15 protein-coding genes are annotated in these 18,515 nt (G+C 65.6%); 7 read left to right on the top strand and 8 right to left on the bottom strand.

The genetic code is table 11. The features are described from left to right. Positions 1-30: 30 nt before the first annotated feature. Positions 31-1,836, bottom strand: a complete 1,806-nt coding sequence (locus HNO51_RS05045) for an ABC transporter ATP-binding protein (protein WP_209538632.1) — start codon at positions 1,834-1,836, stop codon at positions 31-33. A gap of 176 nt (positions 1,837-2,012) precedes the next feature. Here HNO51_RS05045 and HNO51_RS05040 point away from each other — a divergent pair, with 176 nt between their 5' ends. The 4 genes from HNO51_RS05040 to HNO51_RS05025 all read left to right on the top strand — a co-directional run bounded on the left by HNO51_RS05040 (position 2,013) and on the right by HNO51_RS05025 (position 7,035). Beyond that, entirely contained in the window at positions 2,013-2,888 is an 876-nt protein-coding gene (locus tag HNO51_RS05040; RefSeq protein WP_197449914.1) for an AEC family transporter, read from the top strand. Positions 2,889-2,982: 94 nt separating this feature from the next. Further along, positions 2,983-4,125, top strand: coding sequence for a PQQ-dependent sugar dehydrogenase (locus HNO51_RS05035; RefSeq protein ID WP_209538631.1), 1,143 nt, complete (start codon positions 2,983-2,985; stop codon positions 4,123-4,125). 68 nt (positions 4,126-4,193) lie between these two features. Then, entirely contained in the window at positions 4,194-5,699 is a 1,506-nt protein-coding gene (locus tag HNO51_RS05030; protein ID WP_209538630.1) for a sensor histidine kinase, read from the top strand. After that, on the top strand, positions 5,647-7,035 hold the full coding sequence (locus HNO51_RS05025) for a sigma-54-dependent transcriptional regulator (RefSeq protein WP_242597208.1): 1,389 nt from the start codon (positions 5,647-5,649) through the stop codon (positions 7,033-7,035). Before HNO51_RS05030 ends, HNO51_RS05025 begins: the two co-directional genes overlap by 53 nt. Positions 7,036-7,248: 213 nt before the next feature. Here HNO51_RS05025 and HNO51_RS21200 read toward each other — a convergent pair whose 3' ends face one another. The 6 genes from HNO51_RS21200 to HNO51_RS04995 form a co-directional block, all read right to left on the bottom strand. After that, a complete protein-coding gene (locus HNO51_RS21200) occupies positions 7,249-7,848 on the bottom strand; it encodes a hypothetical protein (protein WP_338035275.1) in 600 nt (199 codons plus the stop codon). Between the two features lie 98 nt (positions 7,849-7,946). Continuing rightward, a complete protein-coding gene (locus HNO51_RS05015) occupies positions 7,947-8,375 on the bottom strand; it encodes a hypothetical protein (RefSeq protein ID WP_197449910.1) in 429 nt (142 codons plus the stop codon). Positions 8,376-8,651: 276 nt separating this feature from the next. Then, entirely contained in the window at positions 8,652-9,503 is an 852-nt protein-coding gene (locus HNO51_RS05010) for an ABC transporter permease (RefSeq protein WP_197449909.1), read from the bottom strand. A 4-nt stretch (positions 9,504-9,507) separates the two neighbouring features. Continuing rightward, on the bottom strand, positions 9,508-10,761 hold the full coding sequence (locus HNO51_RS05005; RefSeq protein ID WP_242597207.1) for an ABC transporter permease: 1,254 nt from the start codon (positions 10,759-10,761) through the stop codon (positions 9,508-9,510). An 84-nt stretch (positions 10,762-10,845) separates the two neighbouring features. Beyond that, positions 10,846-11,967: an extracellular solute-binding protein gene (locus HNO51_RS05000; protein ID WP_197449908.1), complete on the bottom strand. Its 1,122-nt coding sequence runs from the start codon at positions 11,965-11,967 to the stop codon at positions 10,846-10,848. Positions 11,968-12,017: 50 nt separating this feature from the next. Further along, complete coding sequence (locus HNO51_RS04995; protein WP_209538628.1) at positions 12,018-13,163, bottom strand: ABC transporter ATP-binding protein; 1,146 nt, start codon at positions 13,161-13,163, stop codon at positions 12,018-12,020. A gap of 431 nt (positions 13,164-13,594) precedes the next feature. Between HNO51_RS04995 and HNO51_RS04990 the strand changes: the two genes are divergently transcribed. From HNO51_RS04990 to HNO51_RS04980, 3 genes are all read left to right on the top strand, one after another. Continuing rightward, a complete protein-coding gene (locus tag HNO51_RS04990; protein WP_197449906.1) occupies positions 13,595-14,020 on the top strand; it encodes a universal stress protein in 426 nt (141 codons plus the stop codon). Between the two features lie 53 nt (positions 14,021-14,073). Beyond that, positions 14,074-15,738: a BCCT family transporter gene (locus HNO51_RS04985; protein ID WP_197449905.1), complete on the top strand. Its 1,665-nt coding sequence runs from the start codon at positions 14,074-14,076 to the stop codon at positions 15,736-15,738. Between the two features lie 240 nt (positions 15,739-15,978). Beyond that, positions 15,979-17,763: a putative bifunctional diguanylate cyclase/phosphodiesterase gene (locus HNO51_RS04980; protein ID WP_197449904.1), complete on the top strand. Its 1,785-nt coding sequence runs from the start codon at positions 15,979-15,981 to the stop codon at positions 17,761-17,763. A 23-nt stretch (positions 17,764-17,786) separates the two neighbouring features. On the opposite strand, the gene HNO51_RS04975 is transcribed toward HNO51_RS04980, so the two are convergent. Further along, positions 17,787-18,512, bottom strand: coding sequence for a 3'-5' exonuclease (locus HNO51_RS04975; RefSeq protein WP_197449903.1), 726 nt, complete (start codon positions 18,510-18,512; stop codon positions 17,787-17,789). Positions 18,513-18,515: the final 3 nt, after the last annotated feature.

Below are 18,515 nucleotides of genomic sequence, written 5' to 3'. Positions count from 1 at the left end.
AGCCGCCACCGTCGGCCTGGTCGAGGGGGTTCAGCCGAGCGCCTCGCTCGCCTCCAGCGCGCCGGTCTGCACCCGCCACTGGGCGGCGTAGCGCCCGTCCCGTGCCAGCAGCCCGGCATGGGTGCCCTGCTCCACGACCCGCCCACCGTCGATCACCACGATCTCGTCGGCATGCACGATGGTCGAGAGGCGGTGGGCGATCATGATCACCGTGCGGCCATGTCCGATCTTGGCCAGCGAGCGCTGGATGGCCGCCTCGGTCTCGTTGTCCACCGCGCTGGTGGCCTCGTCGAGCACGAGGATCGGCGGGTCCTTGAGCAGGGCGCGCGCCAGCGAGAGCCGCTGGCGCTGTCCTCCGGAGAGGCGCACGCCGCGCTCGCCCACGGCGGTATCGAGCCCCTGGGGCAGGGCCTGGATAAACGACCACGCTTCCGCCGTCCTCGCGGCTTCCACTATCGCTGCCTCGTCGGCCTCCGGTCGCCCATAGGCGATGTTGTCGCGAATCGAGCCCTCGAACAGGTAGACGTCCTGGCTGACCAGGCCGATGGCCTGGCGCAGCGAGGCCAGGCTCACCTCGCCGATCGGCTGGCCGTCGATGCAGACCCGGCCGGCGGCGGGATCGTAGAAGCGCAGCAGCAGCTTCATCAGGGTCGACTTGCCGGAACCGGTGGCGCCCACCAGCGCCAGGGTGTTGCCGGCAGGCACGTGCAGGCTGACGCCGTCCACGCCCACGCCGCTGGCGTCATAGCGGAAGCTCACCGCTTCGAAGCTCACCTCGCCGCGCACCGGCTCGGCCAGCGACTGGCCTTCGTTGTCCTTCACCGTGATCGGCACCGCCAGCAGGTCGAGGATGCGCCGGGTGCTGGCCATGGCGCGCTCGAACAGGTCGATCACCTCGGCGAGCCCCGTCAGCGGCCACAGCAGGCGCTGGGTGAGGAACACCAGCACGCCGTAGGCGCCAACGTTGAGATCGCCGCGCAGTGCCATCATGCCGCCCACGGTGAAGGTGGCGAGGAAACCGGCCAGGATCGCCATGCGGATCACCGGGATGAAGGCGGAGCTGACCTGGATGGCGCGGCGGTTGGCCTCGACATAGGCCTCGCTGACCTGGCGCAGTCGCTCGGCCTCGCGCGCCTCGCTGGTGAAGCTCTTGATGGTGGCAATGCCGGAGAGGTTGTTGGAGAGCCGGCTGGCCAGGTCGCCAACCTTCTCGCGCACCTCCGCGTAGAGCGGGCCGGCCTTGCGCTGGAAGAAGAAGGCGCCCCAGATGATCAGCGGGATCGGCGTGAAGGCGAGCAGCGCGATCAGCGGCGAGATGACGAAGAACACCGCCCCTACCGCCACCACGGTGACGCCGACCTGGATCAGCGAATTGGCGCCGCCGTCGAGGAAACGCTCGAGCTGGTTGACGTCGTCGTTCATGGTCGCCACCAGTTGCCCCGAACTCTTCGACTCGAAGTAGGCCATGTCGAGGCGCTGGGCGTGCTCGTAGGTGTCCAGGCGCATGTCGGCCTGAAGCCGCTGGGCCAGATTGCGCCACAGGATCTTGTAGAGGTACTCGAAGATCGATTCGCCGGCCCAGATGAAGAAGGTGAGCACGGCGAGCACCACGATCTGCTGCTGGGCCGTCTCGAAGCCGACCCGCGCGACGAAGCTGCGCTCCTGGTTGACCACCACGTCGATGGCTACGCCGATGAGGATCTCGGGGGCGATGTCGAAGATCTTGTTGATGACCGAACAGATGGTGGCGGCGACGATGCGGCGCCGGTAGCCGCGCGCATAGCGCAGCAGGCGCACCAAGGCCTGGAAGCTGTTGGCGGAAGCATTGGCTGGCATTTGAGAATTCCTTGCGAACAAGAGTCGCAGCTTACCGGGAGAAGGCCACCGACACCAAGGTGAAACCGGCTCGCGTGCCCCAGCCTTGCCTGGGCAGCACGCTCTCCCTGCGGCGCTTGCAACGAACCGCCACTCTTCACGACAATGTTTCGCTTGCTCACTACCCTGGACGCCCGATGCTCGCCGACCTTTTTGCCGTGATGGCTCCCGTGCTGGCCGGTGCCGGCCTGGGCTTCACCTGGATTCGCCTGGGCCAGCCCTACCCCGTGGATTTCGTCACGCGCCTGGTGTTCAACATCGGCACCCCGGCGCTGGTGATCGCCTCGCTCACCGGCGCCGAGATCGACGCCGGCAGTTTCGGGCGCACCATGCTCGCCACCGCCCTGGTAATGGTCTGCATGGGCCTGGCCACCTTCGCCATGGCACGCCTGCTGCGCCGCGACTGGCGGGTGCTGCTGGCACCGATGATGTACCCCAACACGGGCAACATGGGGCTGCCGGTGGTGCTCTACGCTTTCGGCAGCGCCGGCTTTGCCTTCGGCATCACGGTGATGGTCACGGTCTCGCTGTTCCAGTTCACCATCGGGGCCGTGATCGCCAGCACCGGCAACCCGCTGAGAACCCTGGTCAGGACACCCACGGTTTACGCTATCCTGATAGCGTTGGCCCTGTTGCTGAGCGACACCGAGCTGCCGCGCTGGCTGGCCAACAGCGTGGGGCTGATCTCGGGCTTCACCGTGCCGCTGATGCTGATCACGCTGGGCGTGTCGCTGGCCAGCATCAAGGTCAAGAACCTCCGCTCTGGGATCGGCTTCAGCCTGCTGCGCATCCCGGTCGCGGCGCTGCTGGCCTGGGGCATCGGCACGCTGCTGGGCCTGTCGCCGCTGGCACTCAGCATCCTGGTGCTGCAGATGAGCATGCCGGTGGCCGTGTTCAACTACCTGTTCGCCCAGCGTGCCAAGCGTGAACCGGAATACGTGGCCAGCCTGGTGTTCTGCTCGACGCTGCTGGCCCTGCTCTACCTGCCGATCCTGCTGGCGATCCTGATGTAGGCTAGCCAACGGCACCACGCGGGTGATGGGAACACCCAGGCCGCCCCAGGGTCTCTATCTATCGGGGCGGTAGCGAAATGCAAGGGAGAGAATCATGCATGAAGCAAGCAGACGGCTGGCGGTTCCACTGCTGGCCGGCCTCGTCGCCGGCTGCGGTTCGGCCCAGGCCGTCGAGGTCGTCGCCGACAGCATCGCGACCGAGCAGCTCGAGCTGCGCCTCGAACGTATCGCCACCGGGTTCGAGCATCCCTGGGCGGTGATAATGCTGCCCGATGGCCGCTTTTTGATCAGCGAGCGCCCGGGGCGCCTGGCACGGGTCGAGGAGGACGGCAGCATTGCTCATCTGGATGGCCTGCCCGAGGTCAGCGCCCGCACCCAGGGCGGGCTGCTCGACCTGGCGCTGCACCCCCGCTACGGCGACGGCGAGCACGACTGGCTCTACTTCACCTGGAGCAAGCCCGGCGACGACGGCACCGTCACCGCCCTGAGCCGGGCACGGCTCGACGATACCGCGCTGAGCGACGTCGAACTGCTGTTTGAACAGGGCCGCCCTGCCGACCCCGGCCGCCACTACGGCTCCCGGCTCGCCTGGCTGCCCGACGGCACCCTGCTGATGTCCGTCGGCGAGCGCGGCAGCCCATCGCGGGCTCAGGATCGAAGCGACCATGCCGGCAGCGTGCTGCGCCTGACCGAAACCGGTAGGGTTCCCGACGACAACCCCTTCGTCGATGACGACGAGACCCTCGACGAGATCTTCACTTTCGGCAATCGCAACCCCCAGGGCCTGGTGGTCACCCAGTCGGGCGAGGCCTGGGCCACCGAGCATGGCCCGCTGGGCGGCGACGAACTGAACCTGCTGCAGGGCGGCGAGAACTACGGCTGGCCCGAGGTGAGCCTGGGCAAGACTTACGTCTCCCGACGCCCCGTCGGCGAGGACTCCCTGCCCGGCATGCGCGATCCCGTGCACGTCTTCGCCGATCGCTTCGCCCCCTCCGGCCTGGCCGAGGTCACCTCGGAGATGTTCGAGGCATGGCGAGGCAACCTGCTGGCCGGCGGGCTGCACAGCGAGCAACTCTACCGCCTGGTGCTGGAGAACGAACGGGTCAGCCACACGGAGTTGATACTCGACGGGCAGATCGGGCGCATCCGCGATGTCCACCAGGGGCACGATGGCGCCATCTACCTGATCGACGACGATCCACAGGGCAGTCTCTACCGGCTGAGGCCGGTGGATTGAACTCAATCGCGGCGCCGGGCTTGAGCACCGGCACTGCCGCATTCGCCGACCACCGTTCGCGAGCTGCCATGCGCCTACGCAACCTCATACTCCTGACCGTCATCGCACCGCTCTTTCTCGCCCTGCTGATCTTCAGTCTGGTGGCCATCAAGTCGCTCGAGGACAACGTGCGCAACCGCCTGGAACGGGAGGTTCAGGTCATCACCAACGTGATCGGCACCACCCTGAGCCAGGCGTTGACGCGCAACGCCACCGAACCGCTCGAGGAGTCGCTCTACTCCGCCTTTTCGTTTCACCGCATCTATGGTGCCTACGTGTTCGACGCCAGTGGCCGGGAGATCTACGGCCTGGGGCTGGGCCAGGCGCTGTTCAGCCCCGAGACCATACGCGAGGTGGCCGAGGAGGGTGAGATGCGGGCCGCCTACCGCGAACACGAAGGCTGGCACTACTACTCGGCGCTGAAGCCGCTGGTGTCCGCCACCGGCGAGGTGCAGGGCGTGCTTCAGGTCAACCGGCTCAATACCGGCATCGAGAACTACACCGGGTTTCTCAGCCAGCTGGCGCTGCTGGCCTTCGTCATCGGTGCGGCCGGTATCGTGCTGGGCATCTGGTGGGGGTTTCGCCGCCATATCGAGCGGCCGCTGGAGCGCCTGCTTGCGGTGATGCAGCGCGTCGAGGCCGGGGACCGCGGCCAGCGTGCCGAAGCCGAGGGCCCGCAGGAGTACGAGCGGCTCGCCGTGGCGCTCAACGGCATGCTGGACGCCATGGCCGAAAAGGATGCCGACATCGAGGCGCGCCGCCGCAAGGAGATCGAGCTCGAGAAACGCCTGCGCAAGTCGAAGAAGCTCGCCGAGCTGGGCGTGCTGGCGGCCGGGGTGGCGCACGAGATCGGCGCGCCGCTCACGGTGATCAATGGCCAGGCCCAGCGCCTGGCCCGACGCGACACGCTCGACGAGGCGGACCGGGCCAAGCTCGGGCGCATTCGCTGCGAGGTGGAGCGCATCGTCGAGATCGTACGCCAGCTGATGGAGCTCGGCCGCCGTCACAACGTCGAGAAGGAGCCGCTGGACCTGACCGAACTCCTGGCGACGGCGCGCGAGCTGGTCGAGGAGGACTTCGAGCGAAGTGACATTCGGCTCGAGCTCGACCTTGTCCCGTCTTCTTCTCCGCTGCTGGCAAACGGCCAGCAACTGATCCAGGTCTTGACCAACCTGTTGCGCAATGCCGCCCAGGCCAAGGAAGTCAGCCGGGTTCGCATCGTCTCGCGGGAGAAGGAGGGCTGGCTGACGCTGTGGGTGGAAGACGATGGCGCCGGCATCGCCGACAAGGACAAATCGAAGGTCTTCGATCCATTTTTCACCACCAAGCCCGTAGGCCAGGGTAGCGGCCTCGGGCTTTCCATGGTGCACCGAATCATCAACGACCACGGCGGTACCGTCGGGGTGTTCGACAGCGAACTGGGGGGAGCCGGCTTCGAGATCGGACTGCCACTGAACGATACCGATGAAGGAGGAACAGCACGTGACTGGGAGCCACAGCCATACCGACCTTCCGATACTGATCGTCGAGGATGATGCTGCCATTCTCGAGCTCCTGGAGGAGGAACTCCAGGAGGCCGGTTACCGGACGCTGGGCGTCGGCAGCGCCGAGGAAGCCGTCGTCACCCTGAGCCACAGCGAAGTGGCCCTGGTCATCAGCGACGTGCGCCTTCCCGGCATGAGCGGCATGCAGCTGCTCGAGCAGTTGCGCCATGAGGGCAGCCGCGTGGGATTCATCGTCATTACCGCCTTCGGCACCATCGACCAGGCCGTCGAGGCACTCAAGATCGGTGCCGATGACTTCCTCACCAAGCCGCTGGACCTGGAGAGCGTGGGGGAGGCGATCTTTCGGGTCCTGGAGAACCAGCGCCTGGCCGAGCGCCTGGCCCAGGACGAGCCGAGCGGCCATTTCCACGGCATCGTGGGCGAAAGCGAGACCATGCAATCGCTCTTCCACGATGCGGCCCGCCTGGCCAAGAGCGATGCGCCCATCCTGATCCTCGGGGAGAGCGGCACCGGCAAGGAGCTGCTGGCCCGCGCCATCCATGCCGAGAGTCCGCGGGCCGAAGCGCCTTTCGTGGCCATCAACTGTGCCAGCATTCCCTCGGAACTGATGGAGAGCGAGTTCTTCGGCCATGTGAAGGGGGCCTTCACCGGTGCCAACGAGTCGCGCCAGGGCCTGTTCCAGGCGGCCAACGGCGGCAGTCTCTTCCTCGACGAGATCGGTGAAATGTCGCCCGGCCTGCAGGCCAAGCTGCTGCGGGCGCTGCAGGAGAAGATGATCAAGGCGGTGGGCGCCGAAAAAGAGGAGGCGGTCGACGTGCGCATCATCGCCGCCACCCACCGCGACCTGGAGCAGGAGATCGAAAGCGGCAACTTCCGCAGCGACCTGTTCTACCGCCTGGAGACCTTCTCGCTGCGAATCCCCCCCCTGCGCGAACGCCAGGGCGATATCGAGCGACTGATCTCGGCCATGATCGACAAGCACGCCGGCGCCCAGGGCAAGAGCATCGAGCGCATCGAGCCGCTGGCCCTGCAGACCCTGCTGGACTACCCCTATCCTGGCAACGTTCGCGAGCTCGAGAATGCCGTCATGCGCGCCGTGACCCTGGCGGAAAACGGCCTGCTCAGCCATACCGACCTGCCGGAGCGCATCCGCCTGCATGGCCAGGAGCAGCGCGGAGCCGCCCGCCAGATCGAGACGGGAAAAGCGCTGATATCCAGCGGCAAGCAGAGCTGGCCCAGCCTGGAAGAGGTCGAGAAGCGCTACATTCAGAAAGTGCTCGAGGCGACGGGGGGCAACAAGCGACGCACCGCCGATATCCTTGGCATCGCCCGGCGCACCCTCTACCGCCGCCTGGAGGAAGAGTAGCACCGCAGCGTTTCGATGCATTGCCGTCAAGACACAAAAAAGCCCCCGTGGGAGCTCGGGGGCGAAGCACGCCATGCAATCCGGCTGACGGTGCAAGGGGGGAGGGTGGCGGGCCGCCAGCGGATTGCGCCGCGTCATGCTTGGGTGACGCCTCCTTGCGTCGGTCTTGCTCCTCCGGCCCCAGCCACTCGGCCGGGGCCGTAACCTTGAGGATCAGTGGTTCTCGTGCTCCTCGTCATCCTCCGGATAGTCCCACTCTTCCTCCTCGTTCTCGTACTCGTACTCGGGCTCTTCGCCCGGCACCGCCTCGGCGCCTTCGCCGAAGCCGGGGTCATCCTGCACGCCGGGCGCAGCCGGGTCGGCTTCGCTACCCGGCATGGCCGGATCCTGCTGCATGCCCGGATTCTGCTCCATGCCTGGCTCCTGCTGCATGCCCGGCTCCTGCTGCATGCCCGGGTCCTGCTGCATGCCCGGGTCCTGCTGCATGCCCGGGTCCTGCTGCATGCCCGGATCCTGCTCCATGCCTGGCTCCGGCTGCATGCTCGGGTCTTGCTGCATGCCCGGATCCTGCTGCATGCCCGGATCCTGCTGCATGCCCGGATCCTGCTGCATGCCTGGTTCTGCCTCGCTACCCGGCATGGCCGGATCCTGTCCCGGTGCCTCGTCGGTGGCCGGATAAGGGGGCTGCTCGGCGCCTTGCTGCGTCTGGAATTCGTCCTGCTGTGTCTGCTGCGCCATGGCCAGCGGGCTGGCCGTCAGTCCCATGGTCACACCGAGAATGCCTAGCTTCTTCAGAAATTCCTTGGACATCATGCTTCCACCTCCTGGAGATCGCCTTCACGACGAATGAAATGGGCTTCCTGCCCTGCCCTCACCGGCTCGGTGAGGGCTCGTGTTCGACTGGCGCCAGATCAGTTGCTGCCGCCCTGCTCTTCCTCGGGCTCCTCTTCCTGCCCCTCATCCATGGTGGCCTGCTGACCCTCGGGCTGCTCATCGGGCGCCGTTTCCTGCTCGGCCTCGGGGAGCGGATCCTGTTCGGGAGCCACGTCGTCGGAAGCCCCCGGATTCGAACCCTCCGGGCTCTCCTCGACACCGGTCACGGGCTCCGCGGCACCATCGCCAGAAGCCGTACCGGTCTGGTCGATGCCCGGATCAGACGTCGCATCCTCCATGGGTGAACCTTGCTCCTCCATGGCGGGACGCTCCTCCTCAACGGGGGGAAGCTCATCCTCGTCGTTGCCGCAGCCTGCAAGAGACAACGTCCCCAGCGCTACTGCCACAGCCGAGGCCAAGGCGGTCATGCGCCTGGCAGATCTGCTTGCACGCTTGTCATGGCTCATGTGGATCTCTCCCTGTTTGACTTCGTCCTCGTTTCTTCTGCAGCAGGGGCCATGCCAGCTTCCCCAGATACATTGTTTTATTCTTTTATGACAGCAAGTTAACGACGCCACGGGCACCTCGCCCCGGTTCACCATCGGCCGCTTCCCGGTGGTACAAACTGGCACATGGGCAGGTCTGCCACAGGCGCCTCCCGGGGTTTCGCTCGGTCGTGCCGAGAACGAAAAAGGGCACCTCTCGGTGCCCCTGCGGACGGGATCGGTTGCTGCGCCGATTCGCTACTCCGGCGCGATGCCCCGCAGTCGCTCGCTGCGTCGCCGCAACAGTTCCAGCGTCGTCAGCAGCAGCATGGAGAGCAGCACCAGCAGCGTCGCCACGGCCAGAATCGTCGGGCTGATGTGCTCGCGGATACCGGACCACATCTGGATCGGCATGGTGCGCTGCCCCGGCCCCGAGACGAACAGTACCACCACCACCTCGTCGAAGGAGGTGATGAAGGCGAACAGGGCCCCCGACACGACACCCGGCGTCACCAGCGGCAGCACCACCTTGAAGAAGGTGCGCGTGGGATTGGCCCCCAAACTGTGTGCCGCCCGTATCAGGGTGGTGTCGAAGCTCGACAGCGTGGCCGTCACGGTGATGACGACGAACGGTATGCCGAGCGCGGTATGCGCCAGGATCACGCCGAGGTAGGTCTGGGCCAGGTTGATCTTCGAGAAGAAGAAGAACATCGCCGCCGCGGAGATGATCAGCGGCACGATCATCGGCGAGATCAGCAGTGCCATGATCGCTCCGCGTGCCGGCATGTGCCGGTTGGAGAGGCCCAGCGCCGCGATCGTTCCCAGGATCGTCGCCAGAATCGTCGAGGCGATACCGATGATGAAGCTGTTCTTGATCGCGCCGAGCCAGGCGCTGGAGGTGAAGAAATCCTCATACCAGCGCAGCGAATAACCTGCCGGGTCGAGCTTGAGCATCGCCTCCGAGAAGGAGAAGTAGGGCTGTGCGTTGAACGACAGCGGGATGATGATCAGCAGCGGCCCCACCAGGAACAGGAAGATCAGCGCACAGAGGCCCAGGAAGACGTAATGCCAGATGCGCTCGCCGCGCGTCGCGTAGGAAGGAATGGCCATCGGATTACCCCAGCTTGACCTTGTCGACGCCGATCAGGCGATTGAAGACCATGTAGAAGACGATCACCACGAACAACAGGATCGAGGCAATAGCCGCGGCCAGCCCCCAGTTGAGCGAGGTCTGCATGTGGTAGGCGATGTAGTTGGTAATGAAGCGCCCCGACTGTCCGCCCACCAGCGCCGGCGTGATGTAGTAGCCGATCGAGAGGATGAACACCAGGATGCCGCCGGCGGCGATGCCCGGGATGGTCAACGGGAAATAGACCCGCCGAAAGCTCAGGAACGGCTTGCCGCCCAGCGAGCGGGCCGCGCGCATGTAGCTCGGTGGTATGGTCTTCATCACCGAATAGAGCGGCAGGATCATGAACGGCAGCAGGATGTGGGTCATGGCCACGATGGTGCCGGTCTTGTTGTGAATCATCTGCCAGCGCGCCTCGTCGGCGATCACGCCGAGCGCGACCAGAACGTCGTTGAGCACCCCCTGGGACTGCAGGATGGCGATCCAGGTCGTGGTGCGTACCAGCAGCGAGGTCCAGAATGGCAGCAGCACCAGAATCATCAGCAGGTTCGAATGGCGCAGCGGCAGGCTGGCCAGCAGGAACGCGATCGGGTAGCCCAACAGCAGCGTCAGGCCGGTGATCGCCGCGCTCATCCAGAAGGTGCGCCAGAACAGCGAGACGTGCACCTTGAGGTGGTCGGGCACCTGGACGATCTCGCCCGTCGGCGTCAGCTGGCGGTCCACCGCCGCCAGGTAGTAGGTGAGCGTGTAGGGCGTCGATTCGCGCTGGATCAGCTTCCAGGTATCGAGTTCGCCCCAGGTGTCGTTGAGCTCGATCAGCGCTTCACGGTAGGGCGGCTCAATGGTGCGCAATTGACGCGCCGTGCGGTTGATCGCCGAGCGCATGCCCGATTTCTCGTAGTTCAGGCGGCTCGACAGCAGCCCCAGGTTGCGTGCGGCCTGCCCTTCGCGCAGGTCCTCCACCAGGGCGGCAAAGACCGGCTCGCCGGGGAGGGACTCCTCGTCCCAGCCCTCCAGGGCGGCGACGGTACGCGACAGGTGGGTGGTGACTTCGGGATTGTCGACGCTGCGCCACAGCATTTCGATGATCGGCATGACGAAAGCGATGCCGAGGAATAGCAGCAAAGGCGATACCAGCAGGAAGGCCTTGATTTTCGAACGTCGCACGGCGCGGCGCAGGCTGACCTTGAGCGGCACGCCATCGGCGGTAGTCAAGGGGGAAGCGGGAGATTCGGACACTCTGGCCACTCCAGGAAAAACGACATCACGACATGAGAATCGGCGGTACCCCACCCGGCCAGGCGGCCGGGTGGGAGTCTCGGCTTACTGGGCCAGCCAGGCGTCGAAGCGCTGGGTCAGCTCGTCGTTGTAGTCGGCCCAGAACTCGTCGTCCTTCTGGATCGCCGTGGCGAAGTTGGGCGGGAACGTCGGCATGTGCGGCATCATGTCGATACCGGTTTCGGCATGCACCGAGACCATGTCCGAGGAGGAGTAGCGCGCCGGGCCGTAGGAGATGTACTGGGCCTGGTCGGCGAGCCGCTGGGTGTCGGTGGCGAAGTAGAGGTAATCCTTGACCTTGTCGAGCTTGCCGACGGGCACCACCCAGCCGTCCAGCTCGAACACCTGGGCATCCCAGATGATCTCGAAGGGCTGGTCCTCGGAGACCATGGCATCGAAGATCCGGCCGTTGTAGGCGGAACCGAAGGCCACCTCCTTGTCGGCGAGCAGCTGCGGCGGCTGGGCGCCCTCCTCCCACCAGATCACGTGGTCCTTGATGGTGTCGAGCTTGGCGAAGGCGCGCTGGATGCCCTCCTCCGTCTCGAGCACATCGTAGACGTCCTCCGGTGCCACGCCATCGGCCACCAGCGCCCACTCGAGGTTATTGATCGGCTTGCGCAGCAGGGTGCGCTTGCCGGGGAACTGCTCCAGGTCGAAGACATCGGCGATGGTGCTGGGCTGGTTGTCCTCGGGGAACATCTCGGTGTTGAAGGCGACGATGTTGGAGTAGACGATCGAGGCGACGAAGCACTCGCCCAGGGCACCGTCAACGAAGTCCTCGCTCGGCGGCGTACCGTCCGGCGCGTCGGCCAGCAGCTCGTCGTGATCCAGCGGCTCGATCAGCCCCTCGGCACAGGCGATCATCGCGTCGGCCGGCAGCATGTCGACCAGGTCCCAGGTCACGTTACCCGCCTGGGACTGGGCCCGCAGGCCGGCCAAGGCATTACCGCTGCGGTCGATGTTGATGATCTCGTCGCCGGTCTGCTCCATCCACGGCTCGTGGTAGGCCTTCTGCTGGCTCATGGTGTAGGCGCCACCCCAGGAGACGATGTTGAGCGTCTGCTGCGCCTGCGCCAGGCTTGCCAAGCCCATGGCCGAGGCGCCCGCCACGGCGCACGTCATCAGCTTGAGCGTCATTTTCCCTGCTTGCTTGTCGTGGAATTTCATCGTCGATCTCCGCTTGTTGTACTTGTTGCACTGCTCAGGGTTGAGCGCATTCAGGCATCGAGAGCCCGACAGTCGCTACTGGACCAGCCGATGTCGATCGACTGGCCCGGCCTCAGCGAAGTAAATCCCTTCGCGTTGGGAGTCTTGAGAATGAATTCATCGTTACCGCAGACACTGACGCGGGTGCGCAGGTGATCGCCGAGGTAGATCACTTCCTTGACCTCGGCGCGGAAGCGGTTATCGAACGCCTGATCGGTCTCGCCCGAGACGATGGCGACGCGCTCCGGACGCAGGGAAAGCGTCGTGCGCGCCCCGATCCCTCCCGCCGCGACGGCCTTGGCCACTACCGTCTCGCCGCTGTCGAGACGCACCTGACAGTTGTCACCGAGGGTCTCGGTCACCTCCCCGTAGAGCCGGTTGTTCTCGCCGATGAAATTGGCGACGAAGGCGTTCTCGGGCGCTTCGTAGAGCGTTTCGGGTGAGGCGAGCTGCTGGACCACGCCGTCATTGAACACGGCGATGCGATCGGACATGGTCAGTGCTTCGGTCTGATCGTGGGTCACGTAGATCATGGTGACGCCCAGATCGGCATGGATGCGCTTGATCTCGTACTGCATCTCCTCGCGCAGGTTCTTGTCGAGCGCGCCGAGCGGTTCGTCCATCAGGACCAGTTCGGGTTCGAAGACCAGCGCGCGGGCCAGGGCCACGCGCTGCTGCTGGCCACCCGACAGCTGTGCCGGGCGCCGGTCGCCGAAATGCTCGAGGCGCACCATGGCCAGCGCGCGCTCGACCTTGCGCTTGACCTCGGCCCGGGACAGGTGGCGAACCTCCAGCGGGAAGGCGAGGTTCTCGGCAACCGTCATGTGCGGGAAGAGAGCGTAGTTCTGGAAGACCATGCCGATGCCCCGCTTGTGCGGCGGCAGGTCGTTGATCGGGTCGCCCTTGAGCAGTATCTGGCCGTGAGTCGGGGTCTCGAAGCCCGCCATCATCATCAGGCAGGTGGTCTTGCCCGACCCCGAAGGGCCCAGCAGCGTGACGAACTCGCCACGCCGGATGTCGAGGTTGAAGCCCTTGACGACCAGCTCGACCCCGTCGTAGCTCTTCTGCACGTTGATGAAACGGACGAAGTTGGTGTCCGCCTCGTGATCGGCTTCCCTTGCGCTGTGGTTGCGTTCTTGTTGCAGGCTTTCGTTCATGCAGAGTTTCCACTCATGGCCAGGCACTGGCGGAGACGCGGCCTCCGGAGGCTGGCCCTTGTTCTTGTCGGTATTGCCATGACCCTATTCCCTTCCGGGCGATGGCTGCAATCCCCACAGGGTCCAAATAGCGTTGAACGGGGACTGGGGACACCCGCCAGGATATCGGTTAACTCGCCGTTACCCAAAGAAAACCTTGCGTTACGCAAAGGCGGCGGACAGCATGCGCCATGACGCCGGTTCGGCAACGTCGTGCCTTTCATGTATCATTCTTGTCTCAATAATAGTCGCTTGGACGCGTCTCGCATGCCGGTTCTTGAACTGACACCACGCGCCAAAGCCGCCACACTTGACGTTGTGTAACGTCCCCAACGTGCACCCGCGTACGTCTCGTCGGAGAGCCGACACCACGTAAACCAGGAGAGCACGACATGTACAGCAAAATCATGGTCCCGGTCGATCTTGCCCATCTGCAAGTGCTCGAGCCTTCCCTGCAGGCCGTGGCCGACCTGGCCCGGCATTACCAGGCCGAAGTCTGCTATGTCGGGGTGACGTCCACCGCCCCGAGCAGCGTGGCCAGGACGCCAGAGGAGTACCAGCAGAAGCTGGAGGCCTTTGCCCAGCAACAGGCGGCACTGCATGGCCAGCCGGTCAGTGTCCACACCATCAGCAGCGCAGACCCGGTCGCCGATCTCGACGACCTCCTGATCCAGGCGATTGATGATGTGGGCACCGACCTCGTGGTCATGCCGACCCACCCGCCGAAGCATCTCGACGTCATCATGCCGTCCCACGGTGGCAAGATCGCCACCCACACCGATGTCTCGGTCTTCCTGGTCAGACCCTCACGCGCCTGACCCGATCCGTTCATCGCCATTACAACTTAGACCTTTCATTGGGAGAGCGTAACGTGAATAACGATTCTCGCGCCGACCGTGCCAGGGAACCTGAGCCCTCGGAGGGCGTGCCAGCGCCGGAAGGGCCGGCCAACCTGATCGATACCGACTACGTCATCGGGCAGGACAACCTGGCCACCGACAAGCTCGGCTTCAGCATCGACCTCCACGGCAAGGTCTTCACCATCTCGGCACTGGTCACGGTGTTCTTCGTGGTCCTCACCCTTGCCCTGCAGGACCAGGTCGAACCGCTGTTCACCGCCCTGCGCGACTGGCTCACCGGCAACCTGGACTGGTTCTTTCTGCTTGCCGGGAACGTCTTCGTGCTGCTGTGCCTGGCCCTGATCGTGTCGCCATTGGGCAAGGTGCGCATCGGCGGCATGCATGCCAAACCAGACTTCACCTACCTAGGCTGGTTCGCCATGCTGTTCGCCGCGGGGATGGGCATCGGCCTGATGTTCTACGGCGTTTCCGAGCCGATGTCGCACTTCGGCGCGGCCCTCGGCGGCACCACCGCGGAGGACGGCGTGCGCACCGACTGGGCGCCGCTGGGGGCGGCCGCGGACGATCCTGCAGGCGCCGCTCGCCTGAGCATGGCCGCGACGATCTATCATTGGGGCCTGCACCCTTGGGCGATCTATGCCGTAGTGGCGCTGGCGCTGGCCATCTTCTCGTTCAACAAGGGCCTGCCACTGACCATGCGCTCGATCTTTTACCCGCTGCTGGGCGAGCGGGTATGGGGCTGGCCGGGCCATATCGTCGACATCCTGGCAGTCTTCGCCACCCTGTTCGGGCTCGCCACTTCGCTGGGGCTTGGCGCGTCACAGGCATCAGCGGGCCTCAGCTACCTGTTCAACATACCTGAATCGGACGCCACCATGGTGCTGCTGATCCTCGGCATCACCGCCATCGCCATCGTGTCGATCCTCGCCGGGGTGGACAAGGGCGTACGCCGGCTGTCGGAAATCAACATGGGGCTGGCCGTACTGCTGCTGCTGTTCGTCATCCTGGTCGGGCCGACCCTGCTGATCCTGAGCGGCTTCTTCCAGAACCTGGGAGCCTACGTCGTCAACCTGCCGGCACTGTCGAACCCGTTCGGCCGCGAGGATGCCAACTTCAGCCAGGGCTGGACCGCTTTCTACTGGGCCTGGTGGATCTCCTGGTCGCCCTTCGTCGGCATGTTCATCGCCCGCGTCAGCCGTGGTCGCAGCGTGCGCGAGTTCCTGATCGCCGTGCTGCTGGTGCCCTCGCTGGTCTCGGTGCTGTGGATGACCGCCTTCGGCGGTACGGCCATCGACCAACTGGTCGGTGACGGTTTCGAGGGTGTCCGCGACGCGGCCCTCGAGCTGCAGCTGTTCGTCATGCTGGGCGAACTGCCCCTGACGGCCATCACCTCCTTCGTGGGTATCGTGCTGGTGGTGGTGTTCTTCATCACCTCGTCGGATTCCGGCTCGCTGGTGATCGATACCATCACCGCCGGCGGCAAGGTCGACGCGCCCAAGCCGCAGCGCGTGTTCTGGGCCATCATCGAGGGCGTCATCGCCATCGCCCTGCTGCTGGGCGGCGGGCTGACCGCCCTGCAGGCGATGGCCGTCTCGACGGGCCTGCCCTTCACGCTGGTGCTGCTGGCAGGCTGCTACGCCATCATCAAGGGCCTGATGAGCGAGCCGCGCAGCTGACCGGCGCTTGCCGGCGGCAGGCGCCCACCGGGCCGCCTGCCGCCGGCGGCTTCGCTCTTCGAGCCTGGCCCGACTGCTGCGGCCGCCGGCCGCCCGCCTAGACGGGGTTCTCCCTGCCAGGACGAAAAAGCCTCATTCGTCAACCCTTTCATGCGGCTATCGGCCACTAGCAACGTGCTGTCGCTTCGGGCATATTTCGAGTAGATCATTACAACGATGCCTAAGGAGCCGCTCTCGCCCATGATGGCACCCGAAGACGCCTTTCGTCTGCTCGCCGATGGCTTGGGCAAGGCCGGCACTCCCCAGGCGTTCGATCACCTGGTCGAGCGCATCTCCACGATCCTCGATGGGGAGCACGTGCTCATCGGAAAGCTGCTTTCCGACAGCGCCTCCATCCGTACCGTCGCCTTCTGGTCGAAGGGAGCGTTCCAGCCGACATCGGTCTATGCCCTGACCGGCACGCCCTGCGAACACGTGCTGGACGGCGAAGTCTGCGAATTTGCCGACGGCGTCCGTCAACGCTTTCCTGACGATACGATGCTCGAGGAGCTTGGCGTCGAGAGCTACGTGGGCATTCCGCTGCGCGCACCGCAAGGGCACCTCGTCGGCCTGCTCGCGGTGCTCTCCAGCCGCCCTCTCGAGCTCGCGGCCTATGCCCCGGAAGTGCTGCGCATCGCCGCGGCCCAGGCGGGCGCCGAGATGGCACGCCGGGCCGAGGAGGAGAAACGCCGCAGCAGCGACTACCGTATCCAGCAGCTCATCTACTGGGACAGCGTCACCGGCCTGCCCAATCGGCGCTATTTCATGGAACGGCTGGAAGAGGCCTGCGAACAGGCCCGCTTGCGTGACAACTGCCTGGGCCTGCTCTATCTCGACCTGCAGCGCTTCCGCCAGATCAACGATACCCAGGGGCACGAACTGGGCGACCTCATCCTGGCCGAGATCGCCGGCCGTTTCGGCGCCCAGACCGAACCCGGGGAGTTCGTCGCCCGCCTGGGGGGCGACGAGTTCATGGTCCTGCTCACCGACACCCGACCGGCCGCCATGGCGCACGCCATCGAGCGGTACCGCAACAGTCTCACGGCACCGATCCAGCTGTCGGAACGCAGCTTCTCGATTTCCGCCAGTGTCGGTGCGGCACTGTTCCCTCGCGATGCCGATACGGCCCAGTCGCTGTTCCAGCATGCCAGCATCGCGCTCAACCATGCCAAGCGGGACAGCAGCCGCACCCGCTTCTTCACCGCCACCATGGCGGACGAACTGCATCAGTACGAGCTGCTGCAGCTACGCTTCAGCGAGGCCTTGGCCAAGGGCAAGCTATCGCTCGCCTTCCAGCCGCAGTTCAGCCTCAAGACGGGCAAGCTGACCGGGGCGGAAGCGCTGTGCCGCTGGCACGACGAGATCCTCGGGCATGTCAGCCCGGGCACCTTCATTCCGCTGGCGGAAGAGCAGGGCCTGATCTGTGCCCTGGGCGAATGGGTGCTGGAGGCCGCCTGCCAGCAGTTGATGGCCTGGGAACGCCAGGGCAAGCCGTTTCCCGGACGCCTGTGCGTCAACGTCTCGGCCCAGCAGATGGACGACCCGCGCCTGGCCGAGCACATCCAGCGCATCGCGATGCGCGTGCCTCCCGGCAAGCTGGGGCTGGAGCTGACCGAGAGCGGCCTGATGCGCAACCCCGAGCAGACGGTGCGCATCACCCGAGCCCTGTGCAAGGCCGGCTTCAGCATGGCGATCGACGACTTCGGCACGGGCTATTCGTCGCTCTCCTATCTCAAGCGTTTCGCCGCCGACACCCTGAAGATCGACATGTCCTTCGTCCAGGACATGCTCAAGAGCAGCCACGACCACGCCATCGTCGCCACCATCATCGCCATGGCCCAGACCCTGGGCATGCTGACGGTGGCGGAAGGCGTCGAGGCCGCCGAGCAGGCCGAAGCCCTGCGTGCGCTGGGTTGTACCGGCGTGCAGGGCTTTCACTTCGGCCGTCCCGTGGATGGGGCCACCTTCGCCGAACTCTGGCTCTGAGCCGCCGCCAGCCTGGATAACGTCTAGGTCCATAGCGCGCTGACGGGCAGCGCGGGGTCGTAGTGTCGCGCCACCTGGGCCTGGAGCAGCTCCGCCGTCGCCAGCGCATCGACCATGGCGTGATGCCCCTGGTAATCGGGCAGCCCGTAGCGCCGCCGGCTGTCGCCCAGGCGTATCGACACGGGCGGACGCCGCATCCAGCGCCGCAGGCGCGACCACAGCGAAAGCCGGTGGAGCCGCGCTTCCAGCGACATGGTGTCGATCATCGGAAAGCGGATCCCCTCTCCCAGCCGCGCCTTGACCGCCTCGTCGAGAAAGGGCCGCTCGATGTGGCGGAAGTGCACCACGACGACCCGCCCCGCCAATGCCTCGAGCAGCTCGGGCAGGATCGATTCCAGGTCGGGCGCCCCGGCCACTTCCGAGTGGGTGATGTGATGATAGGCGACCGAGGCCCCGGACAGCGGACGGCTGGGGCGCACGACCCAGTAGCGGCGCTCGGCCAGGGGGATTCGCTGCAGGCTGAAGGGCACCAGGCCGATGCTGACGATGGCATGGCGCTGCACGTCGAGGCCGGTGGTCTCCAGGTCCAGGGCCACCAGCGGTGCCTCGCCGATGGGCGTTTCGGGCGCCGGCCAGTCCGCCGCGAAGAACGCCTTCAGCACCGGCGCTCGGGCTTCGGCCGCCCGACGCTGCAGGTAAGAGGGCCACTCATGCCCTTGCGAACGCGCGGTCAAGCGATGAGACAGCATGGC

It is taken from the genome of Billgrantia sulfidoxydans, from assembly GCF_017868775.1.
GTDB classification, from domain to species: domain Bacteria; phylum Pseudomonadota; class Gammaproteobacteria; order Pseudomonadales; family Halomonadaceae; genus Halomonas; species Halomonas sulfidoxydans.
Note: the sequence above shows the minus strand (reverse complement) of the source record. Positions and strands in the feature narration are given on the sequence as shown.

Bases quoted from the DNA above. Each gene is read 5' to 3' on its own strand.
- HNO51_RS04975 (WP_197449903.1), bottom strand. From the start codon at position 18,512: ATGCTGTCTCATCGCTTGACCGCGCGTTCGCAAGGGCATGAGTGGCCC.
- HNO51_RS04990 (WP_197449906.1), top strand. From the start codon at position 13,595: ATGTACAGCAAAATCATGGTCCCGGTCGATCTTGCCCATCTGCAAGTG.
- HNO51_RS05030 (WP_209538630.1), top strand. From the start codon at position 4,194: ATGCGCCTACGCAACCTCATACTCCTGACCGTCATCGCACCGCTCTTT.
- HNO51_RS05015 (WP_197449910.1), bottom strand. From the start codon at position 8,375: ATGAGCCATGACAAGCGTGCAAGCAGATCTGCCAGGCGCATGACCGCC.
- HNO51_RS05035 (WP_209538631.1), top strand. From the start codon at position 2,983: ATGCATGAAGCAAGCAGACGGCTGGCGGTTCCACTGCTGGCCGGCCTC.
- HNO51_RS04980 (WP_197449904.1), top strand. From the start codon at position 15,979: ATGATGGCACCCGAAGACGCCTTTCGTCTGCTCGCCGATGGCTTGGGC.
- HNO51_RS05040 (WP_197449914.1), top strand. From the start codon at position 2,013: ATGCTCGCCGACCTTTTTGCCGTGATGGCTCCCGTGCTGGCCGGTGCC.
- HNO51_RS05045 (WP_209538632.1), bottom strand. From the start codon at position 1,836: ATGCCAGCCAATGCTTCCGCCAACAGCTTCCAGGCCTTGGTGCGCCTG.
- HNO51_RS04995 (WP_209538628.1), bottom strand. From the start codon at position 13,163: ATGAACGAAAGCCTGCAACAAGAACGCAACCACAGCGCAAGGGAAGCC.
- HNO51_RS05010 (WP_197449909.1), bottom strand. From the start codon at position 9,503: ATGGCCATTCCTTCCTACGCGACGCGCGGCGAGCGCATCTGGCATTAC.
- HNO51_RS21200 (WP_338035275.1), bottom strand. From the start codon at position 7,848: ATGATGTCCAAGGAATTTCTGAAGAAGCTAGGCATTCTCGGTGTGACC.
- HNO51_RS05000 (WP_197449908.1), bottom strand. From the start codon at position 11,967: ATGAAATTCCACGACAAGCAAGCAGGGAAAATGACGCTCAAGCTGATG.